15 protein-coding genes and 1 tRNA gene are annotated in these 19292 nt (G+C 58.8%); 11 read left to right on the forward strand and 5 right to left on the reverse strand.

Annotation, left to right across the window (positions count from 1 at the left end):
* Positions 1-20: 20 nt before the first annotated feature.
* Positions 21-1241 carry a M24 family metallopeptidase gene (locus K2Q04_RS10735; protein ID WP_291163115.1) on the reverse strand — a complete coding sequence of 407 codons (1221 nt, stop codon included), beginning with the start codon at positions 1239-1241 and terminating at the stop codon, positions 21-23.
* A gap of 53 nt (positions 1242-1294) precedes the next feature.
* Here K2Q04_RS10735 and K2Q04_RS10740 point away from each other — a divergent pair, with 53 nt between their 5' ends.
* The 5 genes from K2Q04_RS10740 to K2Q04_RS10760 all read left to right on the forward strand — a co-directional run bounded on the left by K2Q04_RS10740 (position 1295) and on the right by K2Q04_RS10760 (position 8240).
* Positions 1295-2527, forward strand: a complete 1233-nt coding sequence (locus K2Q04_RS10740; RefSeq protein WP_291163118.1) for an extracellular solute-binding protein — start codon at positions 1295-1297, stop codon at positions 2525-2527.
* 177 nt (positions 2528-2704) lie between these two features.
* On the forward strand, positions 2705-4069 hold the full coding sequence (locus K2Q04_RS10745) for a glutamine synthetase family protein (protein ID WP_291163121.1): 1365 nt from the start codon (positions 2705-2707) through the stop codon (positions 4067-4069).
* 108 nt (positions 4070-4177) lie between these two features.
* On the forward strand, positions 4178-5482 hold the full coding sequence (locus K2Q04_RS10750; RefSeq protein WP_291163124.1) for an FAD-binding oxidoreductase: 1305 nt from the start codon (positions 4178-4180) through the stop codon (positions 5480-5482).
* Positions 5483-5510: 28 nt separating this feature from the next.
* On the forward strand, positions 5511-7232 hold the full coding sequence (locus K2Q04_RS10755; protein WP_291163127.1) for an amidohydrolase: 1722 nt from the start codon (positions 5511-5513) through the stop codon (positions 7230-7232).
* Between the two features lie 366 nt (positions 7233-7598).
* The gene (locus K2Q04_RS10760) at positions 7599-8240 is read left to right on the forward strand and encodes a TetR/AcrR family transcriptional regulator (protein WP_291163130.1); all 642 of its coding nucleotides are present in this window, start codon (positions 7599-7601) and stop codon (positions 8238-8240) included.
* A 132-nt stretch (positions 8241-8372) separates the two neighbouring features.
* Here the strand turns inward: K2Q04_RS10760 and K2Q04_RS10765 are convergent.
* The 3 genes from K2Q04_RS10765 to K2Q04_RS10775 all read right to left on the reverse strand — a co-directional run bounded on the left by K2Q04_RS10765 (position 8373) and on the right by K2Q04_RS10775 (position 11652).
* Positions 8373-8449: transfer RNA gene (locus K2Q04_RS10765), tRNA-Arg, on the reverse strand.
* A gap of 204 nt (positions 8450-8653) precedes the next feature.
* On the reverse strand, positions 8654-10198 hold the full coding sequence (locus K2Q04_RS10770; RefSeq protein WP_291163133.1) for a HAMP domain-containing sensor histidine kinase: 1545 nt from the start codon (positions 10196-10198) through the stop codon (positions 8654-8656).
* The gene (locus tag K2Q04_RS10775; protein WP_291163136.1) at positions 10198-11652 is read right to left on the reverse strand and encodes an FAD-dependent oxidoreductase; all 1455 of its coding nucleotides are present in this window, start codon (positions 11650-11652) and stop codon (positions 10198-10200) included. Before K2Q04_RS10775 ends, K2Q04_RS10770 begins: the two co-directional genes overlap by 1 nt.
* Before the next feature lie 458 nt (positions 11653-12110).
* Here K2Q04_RS10775 and rpmH point away from each other — a divergent pair, with 458 nt between their 5' ends.
* From rpmH to yihA, 4 genes are all read left to right on the forward strand, one after another.
* On the forward strand, positions 12111-12245 hold the full coding sequence (rpmH, locus tag K2Q04_RS10780; RefSeq protein ID WP_092869043.1) for a 50S ribosomal protein L34: 135 nt from the start codon (positions 12111-12113) through the stop codon (positions 12243-12245).
* Positions 12246-12323: 78 nt separating this feature from the next.
* Positions 12324-12698, forward strand: a complete 375-nt coding sequence (gene rnpA / locus K2Q04_RS10785; RefSeq protein ID WP_291163139.1) for a ribonuclease P protein component — start codon at positions 12324-12326, stop codon at positions 12696-12698.
* A gap of 91 nt (positions 12699-12789) precedes the next feature.
* The gene (yidC, locus tag K2Q04_RS10790) at positions 12790-14658 is read left to right on the forward strand and encodes a membrane protein insertase YidC (protein ID WP_291163142.1); all 1869 of its coding nucleotides are present in this window, start codon (positions 12790-12792) and stop codon (positions 14656-14658) included.
* Between the two features lie 50 nt (positions 14659-14708).
* Complete coding sequence (gene yihA, locus K2Q04_RS10795; RefSeq protein ID WP_291163145.1) at positions 14709-15365, forward strand: ribosome biogenesis GTP-binding protein YihA/YsxC; 657 nt, start codon at positions 14709-14711, stop codon at positions 15363-15365.
* Between the two features lie 2 nt (positions 15366-15367).
* Here yihA and K2Q04_RS10800 read toward each other — a convergent pair whose 3' ends face one another.
* A complete protein-coding gene (locus K2Q04_RS10800) occupies positions 15368-17296 on the reverse strand; it encodes a Clp protease N-terminal domain-containing protein (protein WP_291163148.1) in 1929 nt (642 codons plus the stop codon).
* Positions 17297-17581: 285 nt separating this feature from the next.
* Between K2Q04_RS10800 and argB the strand changes: the two genes are divergently transcribed.
* Positions 17582-18538, forward strand: coding sequence for an acetylglutamate kinase (gene argB, locus K2Q04_RS10805; protein ID WP_291163151.1), 957 nt, complete (start codon positions 17582-17584; stop codon positions 18536-18538).
* Complete coding sequence (locus tag K2Q04_RS10810; RefSeq protein ID WP_291163154.1) at positions 18538-19284, forward strand: pyrimidine 5'-nucleotidase; 747 nt, start codon at positions 18538-18540, stop codon at positions 19282-19284. The genes argB and K2Q04_RS10810 overlap by 1 nt, the downstream gene beginning before the upstream one ends.
* Positions 19285-19292 lie beyond the last annotated feature (8 nt).

The raw sequence follows: 19292 nt of genomic DNA on the forward strand, positions 1-19292 counted from the left end.
TGCTGAAGATCCAGATCAGATCAGCCTCCGACGACCAAAAGCCGCCGAGGTGTTTCGGACAGCACCTCGACGCCTCCGTTGAGGAAGACCACGGTATCGATGTGCCCGGCACCTCCGACGAAGCTCTCGAAGTTGGTTACGAGGCCATGCTCGACATACTTGTCGTGCTCGTCGAGTTCGACATTCCAATTGAACTCACCAACCCAGTCCGGTGGAAAGGCGATTCCGAGCTGGTAGCCCCCAATCCAATCCCTTAGCTTCCATAGGCCGAACGATTGGTAGTACTCGCGGAGTTGCGCGCTTACCGTTGCGAATGAAATTCCGGGCTTGGCCACGTTCCTGAGGACGTCGACCGCACCGGCTGCGACGTCGCTGGCCTCCATCAGATCTTTTGGCGGCTCTCCCAGATAGAACTGTCGTGCGGTGTTGGCGTGGTAGCGGTGCTTGACGCCGCAAGGGTCGGCGAGGAGCTGGCCGTGACCAATGCGGCGGGTGCTGGAGAAGGCATGGCAGTAATTACGGGTGCGCGAGATCGTGTCGTGCAATCCGGCGGTTTCACCTCCCGCCCGAGCCATTGCCAGCTCCAACTCGGCCCACACTTCGATCTCGGTCATGTCTTGCCGGAGGTTGTTCGACAGGAGGTGCGCGTAGCCGGCATCCAGGATTCGTGATGCCTCGCGGATCACGCGAATTTCAGCGTCGGACTTAATGCGCTGAAGATCACGCATCATGACCGATACATCCAACACCGTGACCTGACCGCGGAGCGCTGATTCGAGGTGCTCGGTGGTGGCGGCGTTCTGGCGCGGCGACCATTTCTCGAGCCCCCATGTCCCCGACAGCCAGCCATTGGAGGCGAGTTCGTTCAAGATGAAGCCGTGTACGCTTTTCAGGCTGGGATCATCGGAAGTGGGATGCCGAACATCGGTAGCAATCGACGTAAAGGCGATCAGCCGGGCGTGGTCGGCCGTGTCAAACACGATAAGGCTGTCCTCGTCGACGTGGACGGCGGTGAAGTTGACGGGTGGCCATTCCGTAGTCGATCCGGTCCGATACCAGCGCGCTTGGTAGCCGTGTAGCCAGCACTGCGACTCCGGCGAGGACAGCAAGACCACATCGATACGCGCCTTCGCCATTGAGGTGCGGAGCTTGTTCAATCGTGAGGCGTATTCTTCGGTACTGAAGGCATGCTGCGGCGGCACTTTCTCATCCATCAGCTGCTGCAGAATGTTCAGATCCATTAATGCCTTCGCTTTTTCATCTTACCGACACGAGCAGTCCGCGAAATCTGCCCTTGAGCCGCACTACATGCTGCATTTATCCTTGCGTCAACAAAAAACAGAATGCGTTCTGTTTTTTGTTGACGCAAATATTGTGTGCGGATTACCTTCACTTCATGGGCCGAAGCTCAACGAAGCTGAAGGGGAAGATAATGAAGATTCTGAAATCGGGAGTCGCGGCTCTGATTTTCTCCGCTGCGGCGTTTCATGCAAACGCAGAAGACAAGACGCTCAATCTTTATAGTTGGTCCGGATTTTTCGATCAGAAGATACTCGACGATTTCACCGCCAAGACCGGATACAAGGTCCGTTATGATGTCTTTGACACCGACGAAATGCTGGAGACAAAGCTGCTCACAGGGTCCAGCGGCTACGACCTCGTAACGCCCAGCGGCCTTCCCTTTTTGCAGCGGGAAATCAAAGCAGGTGCCGTGCGCACTTTTGATACGAAGCTAGTTCCCAACATTTCAAAACTCGATCCGGCGATCGCCGATCTACTGAAAGTGAGCGATCCGGAAGCGAACCATTCGACCGTTGTCGTTTGGGGATCGACTGGCATTGCGTTGAATATCGATAAAATAAAAAAGGTATTCCCAGATGCGCCGCTCGATAGCTACGATTTGGTATTCAAGCCGGAAAATGCTGCAAAGTTGTCGAAATGCGGATTCGTCGTGGTCGACTCCGCCACCGATGTTGTCCCTATCGCCATGCACTATCTCGGCATTGACACCTTTAGTGACGATCAGAAGCAAATCGACAAGGCGATCAGTCTTTTGAAAGCGATTCGTCCCTACATCACCTACATGGAAACGACCAAGTATAAGAGCGATTTGGCTGACGGATCCATATGTGCGGCCATCGGATGGTCTGGTGACGTGATTGCAGCTGCAAAAAATGCGATTGAAGCAAAGACCGGCGTCAAACTCTCCTACGTCGTGCCCAAGGAGGGTACCCTTGCTTGGCTGACGACCATGGCAATTCCATCCGATGCGTCAAATCCGCAAGCAGCCTATGCCTTCATGAATTACGTTCTCGACCCAAAGGTCTCGGCGCGGATAACCGAGACCTCCGGATATGCATCACCCGTAACCGAGTCGAAGTCGTTTTTGCCGCCGGAATTGGCGGAAGATCCGGCCCTCTTTCCGTCTGACAGTGTGAAGAAGCGCTTTTTTATGGGCTCCTCTCAGAATCCGGCGACCGTGCGTTACGTGAACAGGGAATGGACCCGCTTTAAAACCGGCGAATGATGGTTTTTCATGAAGCAAGTGACAGGGCGGCGTGAACAAACGAATTTGCGGCGAGTAGGAATGTCAAATGCGCTTCTTTTTCCAGTGCATCTAACAAATCGGACTTTCGAGTTCCGCAGAGATTTTTGCATTCTGCGCCTACAACCATGTAGCTGACTTCCTTCAAGAGAAAAAATCATGTCCTCTCATCTCTGGGCGCAGAACCTTCCAGACTCTTTTGTCCAGTACCAACGCGGCCGTCGAATTTACGAAGTGGAGTGCATGATCCCCGACATCGCTGGCATTTCGCGGGGAAAGGCGATGCCGGCCGCCAAATTCGCGGTTGCCACCAAGATGTTTCTGCCGTCGTCGGTCTTCTATCAGACGATTACCGGAAACTATGCGGATCTCGACATCACCGATCAATGGACCGAGGTCGATGTCGTCCTAAAGGCGGACATGTCGACGGCCTGTGCCGCTCCTTGGGCGGATGAAGTCACACTACAGGTCATCCACGACGTCGAAGACAAGCACGGCAATCCACTTCCCATCGCACCGCGGAACGTTCTTCGCCGCGTTCTAAGACTCTACGAAATGCGCGGCTGGCGGCCGGTAATTGCGCCGGAGTTGGAATTCTATCTGACCCAGCCGAATTCCAACCCTAACGATCCGATCGAGCCGCCAATCGGCCGCACGGGTCGCAAAGGCATTGGCCGGCAATCCTATTCGATCACGGCTGTCGATGAGTATGGCAATGTAATAGATGACATTTACGAGTTTGCCGAAGCGCAGGGCTTGGAGCTCGCTTCTGTGATCCAAGAAGGAGGTGCCGGTCAGCTCGAGATTAACCTCACGCATGGTGATCCGCTTCGCCTTGCCGATGAGGTGTTCCTTTTCAAAAGATCTATCCGGGAAGCGGCGCTTCGCAACGGTTGCTTCGCGACCTTTATGGCAAAGCCGATGAAGAATGAGCCGGGGAGCGCCATGCACATCCACCAGAGCGTTGTCGACATCGCCACCGGAAGGAACATCTTCTCCCACGCCGACGGCTCCGAAACCGATGAATTTCATCACTTCGTTGGCGGATGCCAGAAACATTTCTGGGCGGCGACGGCTTTGTTTGCGCCATACGTCAATTCATTCAAGCGCTTTTCGGGCGACGACAGCGCCCCGACGAATATCGAATGGGCGGCCGACAATAGGACGACGGGTTTGCGTATTCCCGTGTCGGCGCCCGAGTCCAGGCGCGTGGAAAACCGGGTCGTCGGCATGGACTGCAATCCGTATCTCGCGATCGCCGGAAGTCTTGCAAGCGGCTATCTGGGTATGATCAACTTTGAAAAGGCGAGAGAGCCAGCCTCCGGCGAAGGCTACGGTCGCGGGCTATCGTTACCGCGAAGCCTTTCCGCTGCACTTCAGAAACTATCGGAAGATGAGGCGTTTCGCGATGTAATAGGAGAAGACTTCTGTTTGCTCTATGAAGGTATAAAGCACGCGGAACTGGATGAGTTCCAAAGCGAGATTTCCCCATGGGAACGCCAGCACCTGCTCATGGCGGTATGAACCTCCGAGCACCTTTTTTGGCAAGGTGAAACTCATTTTCTGCTCCGCAAGAAGCCGTGCACGGGGGGCTGCGGCGCACCTTCCCAAAATGTTCGAACCAATGATGTCATGGATCTTCTGACTATAAACGATCGGCCCGGCGTTCATCCCGATACCTACTACGCGGCGTCGGCTCACCATTCTCTGGAGCGCCCGGCGGCGGAAGGCGACGTCAACTGCGATGTCTGTGTAATCGGGGGAGGCCTTACAGGCGTCTCAAGCGCATTGCATCTCGCGGAAAAGGGCTATCGGGTTGTCCTGTTGGAGGCGAACAGGGTCGGGTGGGGCGCCTCAGGGCGCAATGGCGGACAGGTCAACACGGGCATGCGGCTCCATCAGGATGAGTTGGAGCACATGTTCGGCGATGACACAGCGCACCAACTCTGGGGAATCGCCGAAGAAGCCGTTACGCTCGTGCAAGACCTGATTGGCAAGCACAACATCGCGTGCGCCTTCAAACGCGGGGTGCTGACGGCGTGTCACCGCCACCGATATGTCGATGAGACACGACGATACGTTGATAAGCTGCAGCGGGAATACGGCGTCAGCGGACTGACGTTCCTTGATCGTGATGCCTTCCGAGCGATACTGCCATCGGACTTCTACTGGGGCGGTTCTCTTGACATGAATGCAGGTCACCTGCATCCGCTGAATTACCTCCAGGGCTTGGCAAAAGTAGCCGAGCAGCTGGGCGTTAGGATATGCGAAACATCGCGGGTCGTTCGTATCGACGATGCATCGCCAGCGACAGTGCACACGGACGACGCCAAGATTTCGGCTGACTTTGTGATCATTGGCTGCGATGGCTACGTCGGAGATCTCAATCGAGAGATCGCTCGCCACGTCATGCCGATTAACGGCTTCATAGCGGCGACCCGGCAGCTTTCAGAAGGGGAAGCGTCTCACGTTTTGACGCATGACTACGCGGTTGCTGACACGAAATTCGTCATCAACTACTTCCGACTCTCCGAAGACCGTCGTCTGCTTTTCGGCGGCGGCGAAAGTTATGGCTATCGCTTTCCGACCGATCTCGATGCCGTCGTCCGCAAGCCGCTCCGCAAAGTCTTTCCGCAGTTGGGCGATGTCGCGTTCGATTATCGGTGGGGTGGGACGCTCGGAATAACGGTCAGCCGCATGCCCTACTTCAGACGCTTAGGAGGAAACATTCTGACGGCAGGTGGATTCTCCGGCCAGGGAGTTGCGCTCGCGACCCTTGCAGGAAAGCTTCTCGCTGATACGATCGCCGGCCAAGCTGAAAAATTCGACCTAATGGCTTCGCTGCCCGCCTCGCCTTTCCCGGGCGGTTCACGTTGGCGGTCGCCACTCCTAGCCCTTGCCATGTCCTGGTACGCGTTGCGAGACGCTTTGTCGTGAGAGTCGGCGATCAAAGGAATTCTGGAAAATGAACATCATTGGGCCGATCGACTACATCCTGTTTGGCGGACGGATGAAAACGATGGACGAGACACGACCTTTTGCCGAAGCGCTCGCTATTTCCGGAAACAGGATCGTTGCCGTCGGCACCGACGCGGAGGTTGTGCCGTTGGCGCAAGTGCGAACAAGACTCATTGACGCCCGCGGCGGAACGATACTTCCGGGTTTCAACGACGCGCACGTGCACATTTTCAGCGGCTCCACGAGTTTGGTTCAGCTTTCGCTCGCCGGCGTGCAAGGTTTCGACAACGTGAGGTCCGTTATCGCCAACCACATGGCGGCGCACCCGGATACGCCCTCGATCGTCGCGCAAGGCTGCCTTTACTCCGCAATATCGCCCGCAGAGCCGATAACGCGGCATCATCTCGACCGGATTACAAACGATCGTCCCCTTCTCCTGTTGGCCTACGATCTTCATACAGCTTGGGCGAATACCATTGCGCTCGAACGCGCGGGCATCCTCAGAGGACGCCAACTTGCCGTCGGCAACGAGATTGTGATGAGCGGCGATGGCTTGGCGACGGGTGAACTGCGCGAAGCAGATGCCATTTCGCTGGTCTACGAGCAGTTTGAGGGCGGTGGGAGAGAGACACTCGGTATCGCGACCGGAGGCGAACCGGACGACGTAACTGAGGCAGAGCGTTCCTACGACATCGCGCTCTTGCGACGTGGCCTTGCCCACTGCGCCAGCCTTGGAATCACGTCAATCCAGAATATGGACGGCAATCGATATCAGCTCGAGCTTCTGGACGAGATCGAGCGGATGGAAGGTCTGCCGGTCCGTGTTCGGATGCCGTTCCATATGAAGAACTTCATGCCGCTTTCGGATCTGCTCCAGAATGCAGCTGCCTGGAACCGCCTCTTCGACTCCGACAGGCTGCGTTGCAACTTCGTGAAAGTATTCATGGATGGCGTAACGGAAAGCGAAACCGCTTTCTTCCTGGAGGACTACGCGCACCGGCCTGGCTGGAAGGGAGAAGTTCTCTTCTCGCAGGAGCACTTCAATAGCATCTGCGCGACGGCCTCGCGTCTAAACCTTCAGGTGGCAGCCCATGCGGTCGGCGACGGCGCGGTTCGTCGTGTGTTGAACGGCTACGAGCATGCTTCGGACGTGGCCGGAGGGTGCGATCTTCGCCATCGCGTGGAGCATATCGAAGTAATTCATCCAGAGGATATTGGGAGATTCAGCAAGATTGGGGCTGTCGCCTCGATGCAGCCAATTCATGCACCTTCGCGGTCAGAGATGAACGTGGAAACGGCACCACGCTTTATTGGCCCAGATAGGTTGCCCTACGCATTTGCTTGGCGTGCGCTCGCCGATGCCGGAGTTCCAATGATATTCTCGACTGACTGGCCCGTGGCGCCGCTCGATCCGATGCTTTCGATTTCGGCGGCGATGACGCGCGAACCCCTCGCCGACGAAATTCCCGACCAGCGACTTCCACTCGATGAGATACTGCGCGGTTATACGCTGAATGCGGCTTGGGTCGAGTTCATGAGCGATCGCAAAGGCATGTTGAAAGAAGGCTATTTGGCCGACGTTGTCGTCCTCGATACCGATATCGAACGCATGGCTCCACAAGACTTGGCGACTGTCAGCATCGCGCTGACCATATGCGACGGACGGATCACGTTTGAGCAATCGAGCAGAGTAAGCGCCACTGCCTCGGCAGATGTTCTTCACGCTTGAAAGAGCTTACGGTATCAGAAAATAATACTTCCGATAGGTCGCGTGTTCCCCGAAATTGGTGATTTCGACTTAAAATCCGCCTCGAGTGTTTTTGCCCTTTTTTGATATTTAGGTGGGCGGAGTGGCTGGGTATACCACACCGCTTAGTTTAGAACTCGAAGCGGGAAAATTCGAGGCTTCTACGCGCCTTTTGTTAGCCCCACCTCGCCCGTTCCGCAAGACGACCTTGTCGCGTCCCTGGTTCTGCCGGAGACGGGACAGTCTGTTTGTTTCGATGGGTTTCCGTGTAAACACGCTCAGCCGTCGGGTGTTATCGATGCCCGTCGCCGGAACGATATGAAGACCTTCTCGTCAAAGGGACTGAAAATGAACGCTGTCGCATCGGAAAAGAAAGAACCAAAAAGAGAAAAGAATGCGATCGCCATCCGTCGTAAGATATTAGTCTCGTCGAGAGAGCTTTTTTCCGAAGATGGTTATCAGGCCGCAACGATTACGCGCATTCGGGAGAAGGCGGATGTCTCGATTGCAACTTTCTACAAGTACTTTGACTCAAAGCAGTCAGTTCTTCTGGCGCTTCTCGAGGACGAGCGCGAAACGTATAAGTCGTCCATAAGCCGCGCGGTAGAAGCTGCTGTAGATCGGCCGGTCGCATACGTGGTGTCTGTCGTCGAAGCCTTACTCGATCCACCTGACGATCCCAAGTTGAAGATGCTTTGGCGTGAAGCGATAGCGGCGACAATCGTGATTTCGGCCGATCCCGACGTGGGACCACAGATTAGATCCGACAACGAGTTTTACCATCGTCAGCTGGAAAGCGCGTTTGACCATCTTCGTAGCCTTGGCCTACTCCAGCCCAACGCGCCGGTCAAAGCGCTGCTTGGTGTCGTAGAATGCGTCGTCGCATACGGTTTTCAGAGCTATGTATGCGAAAGATATGCGGATCGAAAAAGTTTTCTCCGTCAAATTAGGCAGCAACTTTCGAGTATTCTGACGCCGTGGTTGGCATAAACGGTTGTTTGCGCGATTGCCTGCCCAAGTGGCCCGCCGCCGCGACCCCGTAGGCTTAAAGCCGTTCTGGCGCGCGCCGCATCCGACGGCCTCGATCAGAAGACGCCCGCAGTTCTCTCTTTTGTTCGCAAATGGCGCGCCGGGAAGGATTCGAACCCACGACCCCCAGATTCGTAGTCTGGTGCTCTATCCAACTGAGCTACCGGCGCATTTTTCGTCGCATTGGGGTGGATGGCCCCGTCCGGCGGTGTGGCCGGGCGGCGAAGCACCCCTCTCTAGTGGGTCGCGTCGCGGAGCGCAAGTGCTTCGGACAGAGCTTTAGCGGACGAGACGCCGCGCTCCCCCTCACCTCAGCGCTGGTCGCGAATCCCGATGCGCCGCGCGTGTCGGGATTGAGCGCTCTCGAGGCCGTTTCAGTCGACGTGCCGATCCGGCAGCTCAATGCGGAAATGCGCGCCTTTTTTGCTGTCCATAAGCTTCAGCGAGCCGCCGTGGGCCTGCACCAGCTCGGCCGAGATGACGAGGCCGAGGCCCGTTCCACCCTTCTTTGTGGAGCCTTGGAATGCCTTGAAAAGATTTTCCCGGGCCTTGGGCGGAATGCCGCTGCCGTTATCCATCACATCGATGATGACCTTGCGTCCTTCGCGATGAGCTGCAACGCGAACCTCGCCGTCGGTTTTACCTTCAACACTTTCGATCGCCTGCGCGGCGTTGCGTATGAGATTGCTCAAGGCGCGGAACAGGTGCTCTTGATCGGCGTCGACCCGGAGCTTCGCGTCCATGTCGGTGATGAATGCAACGGTGCCCTCGCGGGGGAGACCCTGACTGTCGGCGACTTCTTCAACGAGAGGCTTCAGCAACATCAATTCGCGGCGTGGGGCAGCTTCGGAAACGCCGCCGAATTGCAGCGATGAATTGCAAAACTGAATTGCCCGATCGAGGGACGCAATGAGCTTTGGCACAAAGCGCTGTACCGTCGGGTCAGGGAGATCGACGAGTCTGTCGGATATCAGCTGCGCATTCGCGAGCATGTTCCGCAAATCGTGATTGATCTTCGAAACCGCCATGCCGAGTTGCGCAAGACGGTTCTTCTGAGTGAGCAAATTGCCGAGCTGACGCTGCATGCTCGCAAGTTCGCGTTCGGCGATGCCGATCTCGTCGCTGCGGCCGGTCTCCGGCATAATGCGGCTTTGATCTTCGGGGTTTTCCGCGAAGTGCAGCATGTTGCTCGTGATACGCGTCAACGGCTTCACGAACAGGCGGCTCAGCGCAAAATAAACGACGACAGCCGTCAGCACCGAAAGGATGATCGACAGCCAAAGAATGTTCATGCCGTAGCGGATCATCGCCGCCTTGAGCGGCGCTTCCGGAATGACGATTTCGATCAGGTTGTTGTTGTCGGGCCCGCTGTGACCGATGACGCGGATGGTGCGATCACTCGAGAGCAGCGTCGTCACTGCATCCTTGGCCTGCTGGAGACGCGTCGTCAGGCTTTCCCAGAAGTTGTCGGGCTCAGGCGGCAGGTAATACACGTAGTCGATGGTCAGATCGCCTTCGGGCGGAAACACCATTCGGCGTTCGCCTTGGCTCCGCGATGCGATTGCGCGCACTTGCGCGGTCCGAAGGAGATCGGCGCGGAGAGCCGATGGAATTTGTCCGCCGGGAAAGGCATCGGACGTTAGCGCCGCAAGTTGCGCTGCCGTCAGCCGTTCTTGAAGCCAGGTCACGCGATAACTCGCGATGGACGGCAGAAAGATCAGCGCTTCGGCGAGCAGAACAAACGCGGCCGTGAGGATGATGAGCTTCGCCGGAAGGCCGCGGCTTTCCCAGAGATGCTTTAGGGCATGCCAGGGCGCGCCGGCAAAAGACGTCTTCGCCTTCAGGTCGTCAGTTTCTGGGTTGTTGCCGTTGGTAATTGCGCGCTGCACCGGATCGTACTTCTCCATTGCGGAGATCATTAACCGAGCTTTGCCAGTAACGCGATGACTTTGCGCAAAAAGGGGTTACTCGGAACTGTTGCAAAGTAACGGAATGCAGCTTTCTTGTTGATCTCCGAAAGCGTGGGGTAGGGCGAAATCCATTCCGTCATCGCCTTGATGTTGAGGCCTTGGGATATGGCGAGCGACCACATCTGAATCAACTCGCTGGCCTCGGCTCCGACGATGCCTGCGCCCAATATTTTCCCGTGCTTCGACGTTATGACCTTTATGTGCCCGTCGGTCTCGTGTTCGAGCTGCGCCCGGTCGTTCTCGTGATAGGGCCAGCGCAAGACGTTTATTCTGCCGTACTTGGCGCGCGCCTCGGTTTCGTTGAGGCCGACAGTTGCAAGTTCGGGGTCTGTAAAGACGACGCGCGGTGCGATCCGGGCCTTTGCTCTCGCAGGCAAGCGGAAAAGCGATCTCCGCAAGACTGTCTCGGCATGCTCGCCCGCCACGTGCGCGTATCGCGGTGCGCCCGTTGCGTCGCCGATCGCGAACACCCGGCTATTGGCCGTTCTCAAGCCTGCATTAACTTTGATGGCAGTTGGCGTGACCTTTACGCCGGCGGCGTCGAGACCGAGATCGGTAATGTTGGCTTTCCGTCCGGCTGCGAGGAGGATCGCCGTTCCTTCGATGGTTTCGGAAACCGAATTGGTTTGAAGTTCGACGACGATTTTCCCCGCTGTGCCCGAGACGCGCTTTATCTGCACACCTTCGCGAATGAAGATGCCTTCGTCGGAAAGCCGCGCGATGAGTGCGACTGTGAGTTCGGCGTCTTCGCCGCAGAGCGCATTGGCGCTGTCGAAGACCGTCACACGCGAGCCAAGGCGGCGATAAGCCTGCGCCAGTTCCAATCCGGTCGTTCCCGCGCCGATGATGAGGAGGTGCGGGATCAGGCCCGTATTGTCGAAAATTGTTTCGTTCGTGAAGTAGGGGACATCCGCCAGGCCCGGAATGGGCGGAATGATTGGCGAGGAGCCGGTTGCGATGACAATCCGGCGCGCCGTGATACGGTAGTCGCCAGCTACAACCGTCGACCGGTCGACGAATCTCGCAGCTGCCGAGATGACGCGGATGCCGAGGCCTGTGAAACGCTCGACGGAAAAGTTCGGCGAAATTTTCGCGGTCACGTCGTCGATGTAATGGCTGACCGCGGCGTGGTCGATGAGCGGCTCGACACCACGGACGCCGAATGACGAAGCGGTGCGCATTGCGTAGGCTCGCTTGGCTGCGGCCAGCAGGGCTTTCGACTGCACGCCTCCGTAGTTAACGCTGTCCCCACCCATTTTGTGCTTTTCGATCAGAACCACGCGCTGGCCGAATGCGGCCGCGGCCGAGGCGAGGGCCAAGCCGCCTGCGCCCGCACCGATTATGCAAAAGTCGGTTTCGATGTTTTGGCTCTGGGGGGCCTCGTCGGCCGTATCCTTGGGCATAAAGAGCGATCCAGAAATGAAATTGGTTCAGCGAATTCGAATGCGCTTTTGATGCTCGCCGGGAAAACGCGGGCGTTACTCTTTCCAACGGCGGTCAGCGGAATAGTTTAATATGCCGGTGCCGCTTTGGGTGCGGGAGATCCTCGCTATCCCCTGCTAGCAAGCGCGCAGGGGGCGAGGGCTTTATTGCGGCATATACGACTCGTGGCGCGGGGTGGTTGCTTTGCGGGCGTTTGGGGAGGACAGGCGCAAACCTTCGGATTAGAACGGTTGCTGTGGCTTGCGCTCGTTGACTTGCCCAATCGGCCCGACTATAAGGGCGCGAATTCCCGAGATATCTGCACTCTGCTGGGGTCTTGAGCCCCGGGCGATGTGTATTGGTAAGTCTCGGAAACAAATAAGCAATATGCCGGCGTCCAGCACTGGATGCGGCTCAAGAGACTTGGACGGAGAGTTCCGTGAAGCGCACATATCAACCGAGCCGCCTTGTTCGCAAGCGCCGCCACGGATTTCGCAAGCGTATGCTGACGGCCGGTGGTCAGAAAGTTCTGGCGCGCCGTCGTTCGAAGGGCCGCAAGCGTCTTTCGGCCTAGTCGGGTCTAGCGCCGAGGCCCCGCTGTCGCTTTGTCGCGGCTTTGGAGGCTGTCATTCCGATCCTGCCAACGCTCAAAGTGCGGTCCGAATTTCTGGCTGTGCGTGGCGGCCGGCGATCATCCACGCCGGCATTTCTGATTGAAATGCGTGAACGATCCGACGCGCCGAAGCGCGTCGGCACGGGGCCCCGTTTCGGGTTCACGATCACAAAGAAGATTGGGAACGCGGTTACACGTAACCGTATTCGCCGCCGCCTGAAGGCGGCTTTCGCGGCAGATCTCAAACGAAGGGAACTCGGGTCCTGCGACTATGTCGTGGTTGCCCGCCGTGCCGCCCTGGACCGTCCATTTGCCCTGTTACTTGGCGACGTTAGCCAAGCCATGTCCGCGCTGGCCCGCAGCAGGCCAGTCCGGACCGATAAAATCCCGGTCAATAAAAAAGGTTCAGCGTGACTGGGTGTCCCCTTCCTTTTATGACCAGTTTCCGCCATCGCTTCCGGGCTAAACGAGGCCCCTGCCGCCGGCGCTGTGCCCTGAGGATTTGATGAGCTCTTCCAACGATCCCAAAGACCAGAACAACTTGATCCTCGCCGTGGTGCTGTCGATCGTGGTGCTGATGGGCTGGCAATACTTTTTCGCGCGCCCGCAAATTCAACACGAGCAGGCACGCCAGGAATTCAACAACGCCCAGAACAACGGCACGGCAAACGTCGAGCGCCCGCCCAACGGCGCGACCTCGCCGGTTGCTCCTCCGTCCGCGGCTGTTCCCGGCACAACGCCGCCGCTGCCTGAAAAGGCGCTGACGCGTGAAGAGATTCTCAAGCAATCGCCGCGGGTCGAGATCGCCACGCCGTCACTCGAAGGCTCGATCGATCTGAAGAGCGGTCGCATCGACGATCTCGTGCTGTCGAAATATCGCGAGACGGTCGATCCCAACAGCCCGAAGGTGACGCTGCTGTCGCCTGCCGGTTCGATTGATCCTTATTTTGCTGAATTCGGCTGGGTGCCCCAAGCGGGTTCAGCCATCAAGGTGCCGGACCGCGACGCGGCTTGGACGATCGAAAGCGGGACGAAGCTGACGCCGGAAACTCCGGTGAGCTTGGTGTGGGACAACGGCCAAGGGGTCGTCTTCCATCGCACCATCTCGGTCGACAAGGACTACATGTTCAAGGTCGTCGACGAGGTCGAGAACAAGACCGGCGCAGAGATAACTCTGATGCCCTATGCGCGCGTGCATCGCAGCGGCCATCCGCCTTCGCAGGTCTTCTCGGTTCTGCATGAAGGTCTCGTCGGCGTTTCCGGCGAGCACGGTCTTCAAGAGTTCAGGTTTGCCGACGCCGTCAAAAGCGGCGTTCCGACGACATTCGAGAATGTCATCGGCGGCTGGCTCGGCATAACGGACAAATACTGGGCGACGTCGCTGGTTCCTGATCAGGCGGCTCCCTATCGCGCGACGTATACCGCGCTGCCCGCCCGCGATCCGGGCGGCAAGGACGCGTTCCAAACGGACTATCTGCGCGGCGCTCTCTCCGTGCCGCCGGGAATGCGCAAGGGAACCGAGGGGCATCTGTTCGCCGGCGCCAAGAAGGCTTCTTTGATCGACGGGTACGAGAACGCGCTGCATATTCTGCGCTTCGACCGCATGATCGATTGGGGCTGGTTCTATTTCATCACGCGTCCGCTCTTCCATTTGATGGAGCTCATCAATGGCGTCGTGCACAACTTCGGCATCACCATTCTCATTCTGACGGTGTTCGTGAAGGCGGCCTTCTATCCGCTTGCCACCAAGCAGTACGAGAGCATGGCACGCATGAAGATGATGCAGCCGGAAATGGCGCGCATCAAAGAGCTGCACAAGGATGATCCGCAGCGGCAGCAGAAAGAGATCTTCGAGCTTTATCGCAAGGAGAAGATCAATCCGCTTGCCGGTTGTTGGCCGATCCTATTGCAGATCCCGGTCTTTTTCGCGCTCTATAAGGTGCTGTTCGTCACGATCGACATGCGTCACGCGCCGTTCTTCGGGTGGATCCACGATCTTTCCGCACCCGATCCGACATCGCTCTTCAATCTGTTCGGACTGCTTCCGTTCGCGACGCCGGAGTTCCTGCACATTGGCGTGTGGCCGCTGATCATGGGCATCACGATGTGGGTTCAGATGCAACTCAACCCGCCGCAGCCTGATCCGATCCAGCAGCAGATCTTCCAGTGGATGCCGGTCATGTTCACGTTCCTGCTGGCGAGCTTCCCGGCTGGTCTCGTGATCTACTGGGCGTGGAGCAATACGCTCTCGATCGCGCAGCAGATGCTGATCAACAAGCGGGCGGGCGCCGAGATTCATCTCTTCGGGAATCTCAAACGAACGTTTGCCCCGCTCCTACGATTGTTCGGGGCCAGTAGCGGCTCCGGCAAATAACTTTGCCGGAGCCGGCCTCTTTTGCGGGGGCCGCTCCATCGGATCAGATAATGACAGACGTCGCGACGTTATCGGCTGACGAGATAGAAAGGGGCCGGCGTCTTTTCACGCGTGCCTGGACCTTCGCGCGCGGCACGCCCGATCTCGATCACCTGCCGCCCGACGACCGCCCGGAGATAGCCTTCGCCGGACGTTCAAACGTCGGCAAGTCGAGCCTCATCAATGCGCTTGTCGGCCAGCTTCGGCTCGCGCGCGCGTCGAACACACCGGGGCGGACGCAGGAGCTGAATTTCTTCACCGATCCGGAGCGCGATCTCTTTCTCGTGGACATGCCGGGCTACGGGTTTGCGGAAGCTCCGAAAGAGAAGGTGGCGGCCTGGAACAAGGTCATTCGCGCCTATCTTGCCGGACGGCGAACGCTTCTCAGGGTATTTCTTCTCATCGATGCGCGCCATGGGCTGAAGCCGCCGGACGATGAGATTTTGAACCTGCTCGACGGGGCGGCCGTGTCCTATCAGGTCGTGCTGACCAAAGCGGACAAGATAAAACCGACGGACCTCGAGAAAGTCATTGAGCGCACGCTGAAAGCGCTCGCGAAACGTCCCGCGGCTTTCCCAGCCATCATCGCAACGTCATCGGAGAAGGGGCTGGGATTTGAGGAGTTGCGCGGAACGATCGCGCAGCTTCTGGAATCGCACGGCAAGTGACGTCAGTGCAGAAACTTCTGCATTAGGGCCATTCCGGATTCGCCGAAGGTTGCGAGTGCTCCGCCGACGACCGCCGCGACCGTCCAGCCGAGAAAGCGCGTGAGGGTTCGTGCGATATTGGCGCGGACCTTTACTTCAACGATCTGATCGGGAAGCGCGGTTTCCGCCGCGACGCCGTCCGCGCCGATCGTGCGGGCAGACACGATAATCTGCAGGCTCGACCAGCCGCGCGATTGCGGCGTGATGAGAAAACGCCAGCTCGCGAAATCGTCGCTCGCGTAGCCCAGATTGCTCTCAATCCATTGCGTCTCGGGCGACGCGGATTCGATGAAGAATCCGCCCTCGGGGGCGCGAATGCGAACCGACATTGCCTTGGTGATAGCAACGGCGTGCTGCCAGACTTTGCCGCCGCCTTCGAGACCTTCCGTCAGCGCTTTTACCGAGGATTTGGCGATGCGGATCTCGGCGCGCGAGGTTTTTCCGACGCGCATCGAGCGCGGAATATTTTCCGCGAGTTGTCCGGTGTCGACGTTAGGGCCCTTGGAGCGCTTTTCCTTCCGACGTGCTTTGCCGTCCGGCGCTGGGCGCTGCGAAACAGGCGGGCCCATTGGAGAATCGGTCCGGAAAGCAGGGTCGTGACCGAGCGTGGGTCTCGAACCCGGAGGTGCTGAACCCGGCGCTATCGGGGCGCCCTGTGCGGACCCCATCGGAGCCGACGGCATTGGAGCAGAAGGCATGGGACCGGAAGGCATCGGACCACGCATCCGCGGGGCGGCGGGTCCGCCGTGGATCGGCGCTCCGGGCGGAATTGGAGGCGGCTGCATCCTGGAAGGTTGCGGGCGCGGTGGCAGATCCGCGAAGATATCGGGAGGCGGTGCGGGGCTCGCCTGTGGTGATGCCGGGCCGGCCGGATGGGGCTGCGGGAATGACTGGTCGTTCGGTCTCGCGGGTGCGGCCGGAGATTGCGGTCCCTGCCAGGCGGGATGAGACCACGACGGATCGGGCTGGGCACGACCTGGCTGCGGATGCTCGGGTTGCGCTGCCGGCGCGCCGCCGCCAAAGCTTGGTTCGGGCCGATGCTGTTGCGCTTGGTGCGCTTCGCGCTCGCCGCCAGTCGGCAATTGCGGGTCGAGTGGTGCGGGAGCTTCGGGCGCCGGAAAAGGTGCAGCTTCGGTCGGCGGCTGTGGTCCGGTCGCGGCACTCGGACTGCTGAACGTCGGCTCTTGCCGGTTTGGTTCTTTTGTCTGCTCGCGCTGGGGCTCAGGCGCCGAGGGTTCCGGATGCGATGGCACGGGGCTCGTGGCGTCAGGGCTATAAGGCCCAGGCTGGGGCGGCGCCGGCGCTGGCGGCGCGGGCCGCGGCATATCCTTCATGATTTCGCGCAACGACGGCGCTGCACGGGATTGGACGCGTTCGCGTGCCCGGGCGAGTACGTCATCGGCGACGGGCGGGGCCGGCCCTGCCGGTACGTCGCGCGGCGGCGCCAGTGCGGCTTGCAGGGCCCGGATGGCGTTATCGAATGTCAGCCCGTGGGATTCGAGAATTTGTGCGGCCGTGCTTCGCGCGTCGCCGACAATTGCGGCCAGCACGATCGCGCCGTTGATATCGCGCCTGCGGCTTCCGCGCGCGGCCGCAGCCGCAGCCTCGAGGATGCGCCGAACGTCCTTCGATACGCCGAGGGAATCATGACGTTCAGGAGACGGTTCAGTGCCTTGCAGGACGCGAGAGACGACATCAGCCTTCAGGCGTTCAGCGTTGATTTGGCTAGCATCCAGCACCGCGGCCGCATCGGGATCGTCGCAGAGGGCCGCGAGCAGATGCTCAAGCGAAACCTCTGCCGCGCCGCTCGACCCGGCAAAGTCGGCCCCCCGTGCCAGTGTGGCACCGAGATCAGACGACATCGGAATCTGCGTAATATCTGTGGCCGTCACGCCCACGACGTCTCCCAAACTGAAGGCCAAGACGGCCAAGACTGGCCAGGACTCAACGCATTAACGTGCCGAAAGGACATGCTGATGGCAAGGTATAGCAATGGCATGATCCTGACACGGCAGAATGACTTTTCGTCCCCAGATGCCCTAAACGCCTGCGTCAGTAACGCCCGCGGGTGGTAAAGGCCGGGAATTCCGTTGAGGCATTCGGCCGAGAAGCTATAAGACCGCGACGAAGCGACCGGCTCCCCGCCGGCGCGAACAGAATGGCAAAAGGGGGAGCGCGTGACGTCAACGAAAAGTCTCTCGGGAAATGCAGGAGCGGCGCCTGTTGAAACGCCTCTCAGCGCACATCAGCAAGCGCGTATCCTCGCGGAAGCCATACCGCATCTGATTCTCTACGATGAGAAGACCGTCGTCATAAAATTTGGCGGCAATGCGATGGGCGACGAGGAGCTTTTCAAAGCCTTCGCGCAGGATATCGTTTACCTGAAGCAATCGGGCATCAATCCGATCGTCGTGCACGGCGGCGGTCCGCAGATCGGCAGCATGCTGCAGAAGCTCGCGATCAAGTCGGATTTCGTTCACGGTCTGCGCGTGACGGACAAGCCGACGGTCGAGATCGTCGAGATGGTTCTCTGCGGAAAGATCAACAAAGAAATCGTTTCCGCCATCAACCGGCAAGGCGGCAAGGCGGTCGGCATCTCGGGCAAAGATGCCAACCTGATGATCGCCAAGAAGATCACCGAAATGCCGCACCCTCAGTCGAACGAGATGCAGAAGGTCGACATCGGCTTTGTCGGCGATCCTCTGGAGGTCAACCCGCATATCGTCGAAGTGATTTCGAAGTCCGATCTCATTCCGGTGATCGCGCCTGTCGCCATCAGCCGTGACGGTGAAACGTTGAACGTCAACGCCGACACATTCGCGTCGGCTCTCGCGGCACGCATGCAGGCCAAGCGCCTGCTTCTCTTGACCGACGTTTCCGGCGTGCTCGACGAGAACAAGAAACTCATTCCGAGCCTTTCGATCGAGGAAGCGCGCGCGATGATCAAGACCGGCGCGATTTCGGGCGGCATGATCCCGAAAATCGAGGGCTGCATCGAGGTCGTCGAGGCGGGCGTCGAAGGCGTCGTCGTGATCGACGGGCGCGTGCCGCACTGCGTGCTGTTGGAACTCTTCACCGAACACGGCGTCGGCACGCTCGTGAAACGCGCCGAGCGCAAGCGGGGCAAGGCCTGATGGCCATTACGGCCTCAGCGTCGGATTTGCCGAAGCTCCCGCCGGCTGCGGCCAGGCGCGGGTTCAATCACGTCGACGCCTGGATTTTCGATCTCGACAACACGCTCTATCCGGCGTCCTGCAATCTCTTCGCGCAGGTCGATGTGCGCATGAGCGAGTTCATCGCCAAGACAATCGGTGTGCCGCGTGAGCACGCACGCCATTTGCAGAAAGCCTACTATCGCCAGTTCGGCACGACGCTCGCCGGGCTGATGAAAGTTCACAAGCTTCCTCCCGGTCCGTTCCTCGAATACGTGCACGATATCGATCTCTCCGTTGTTCCGGCAATGCCGGATCTCGCGGCTGCGATCTCAGCCCTTCCGGGACGCCGGCTTATTTTTACGAACGGCTCGCGCCTTCACGCGGAGAACGTGGCGCGCAAGCTCGGCGTGCTCGATCTCTTCGAGGACATCTGCGATATCGCGGCGATGGAGTATGTGCCGAAGCCCGAGCGCGAAGCCTTCGACCGGATGCTTAAGCTGCACGACGTTCCTGCGGCGCGGGCGGCCATGTTTGAAGATATGCCGCACAACCTCGTGCCGGCATCGACACTCGGGATGACGACGGTGCTCGTTCATTCCGACTACATCGATCATCCCGCGCAGCTGAAAATCCGGGAATGGCGTGAGCTTCCCGATCATGTGCACTACTTGACGCGCGACCTCACAAAATTTCTCGTCGACGAGGTCTCGGCTCCAGCGAAGTAGGATGAGTG

The sequence above is a fragment of the Hyphomicrobium sp. genome, from assembly GCF_019753045.1.
In the GTDB taxonomy this organism is placed as follows: domain Bacteria; phylum Pseudomonadota; class Alphaproteobacteria; order Rhizobiales; family Hyphomicrobiaceae; genus Hyphomicrobium_B.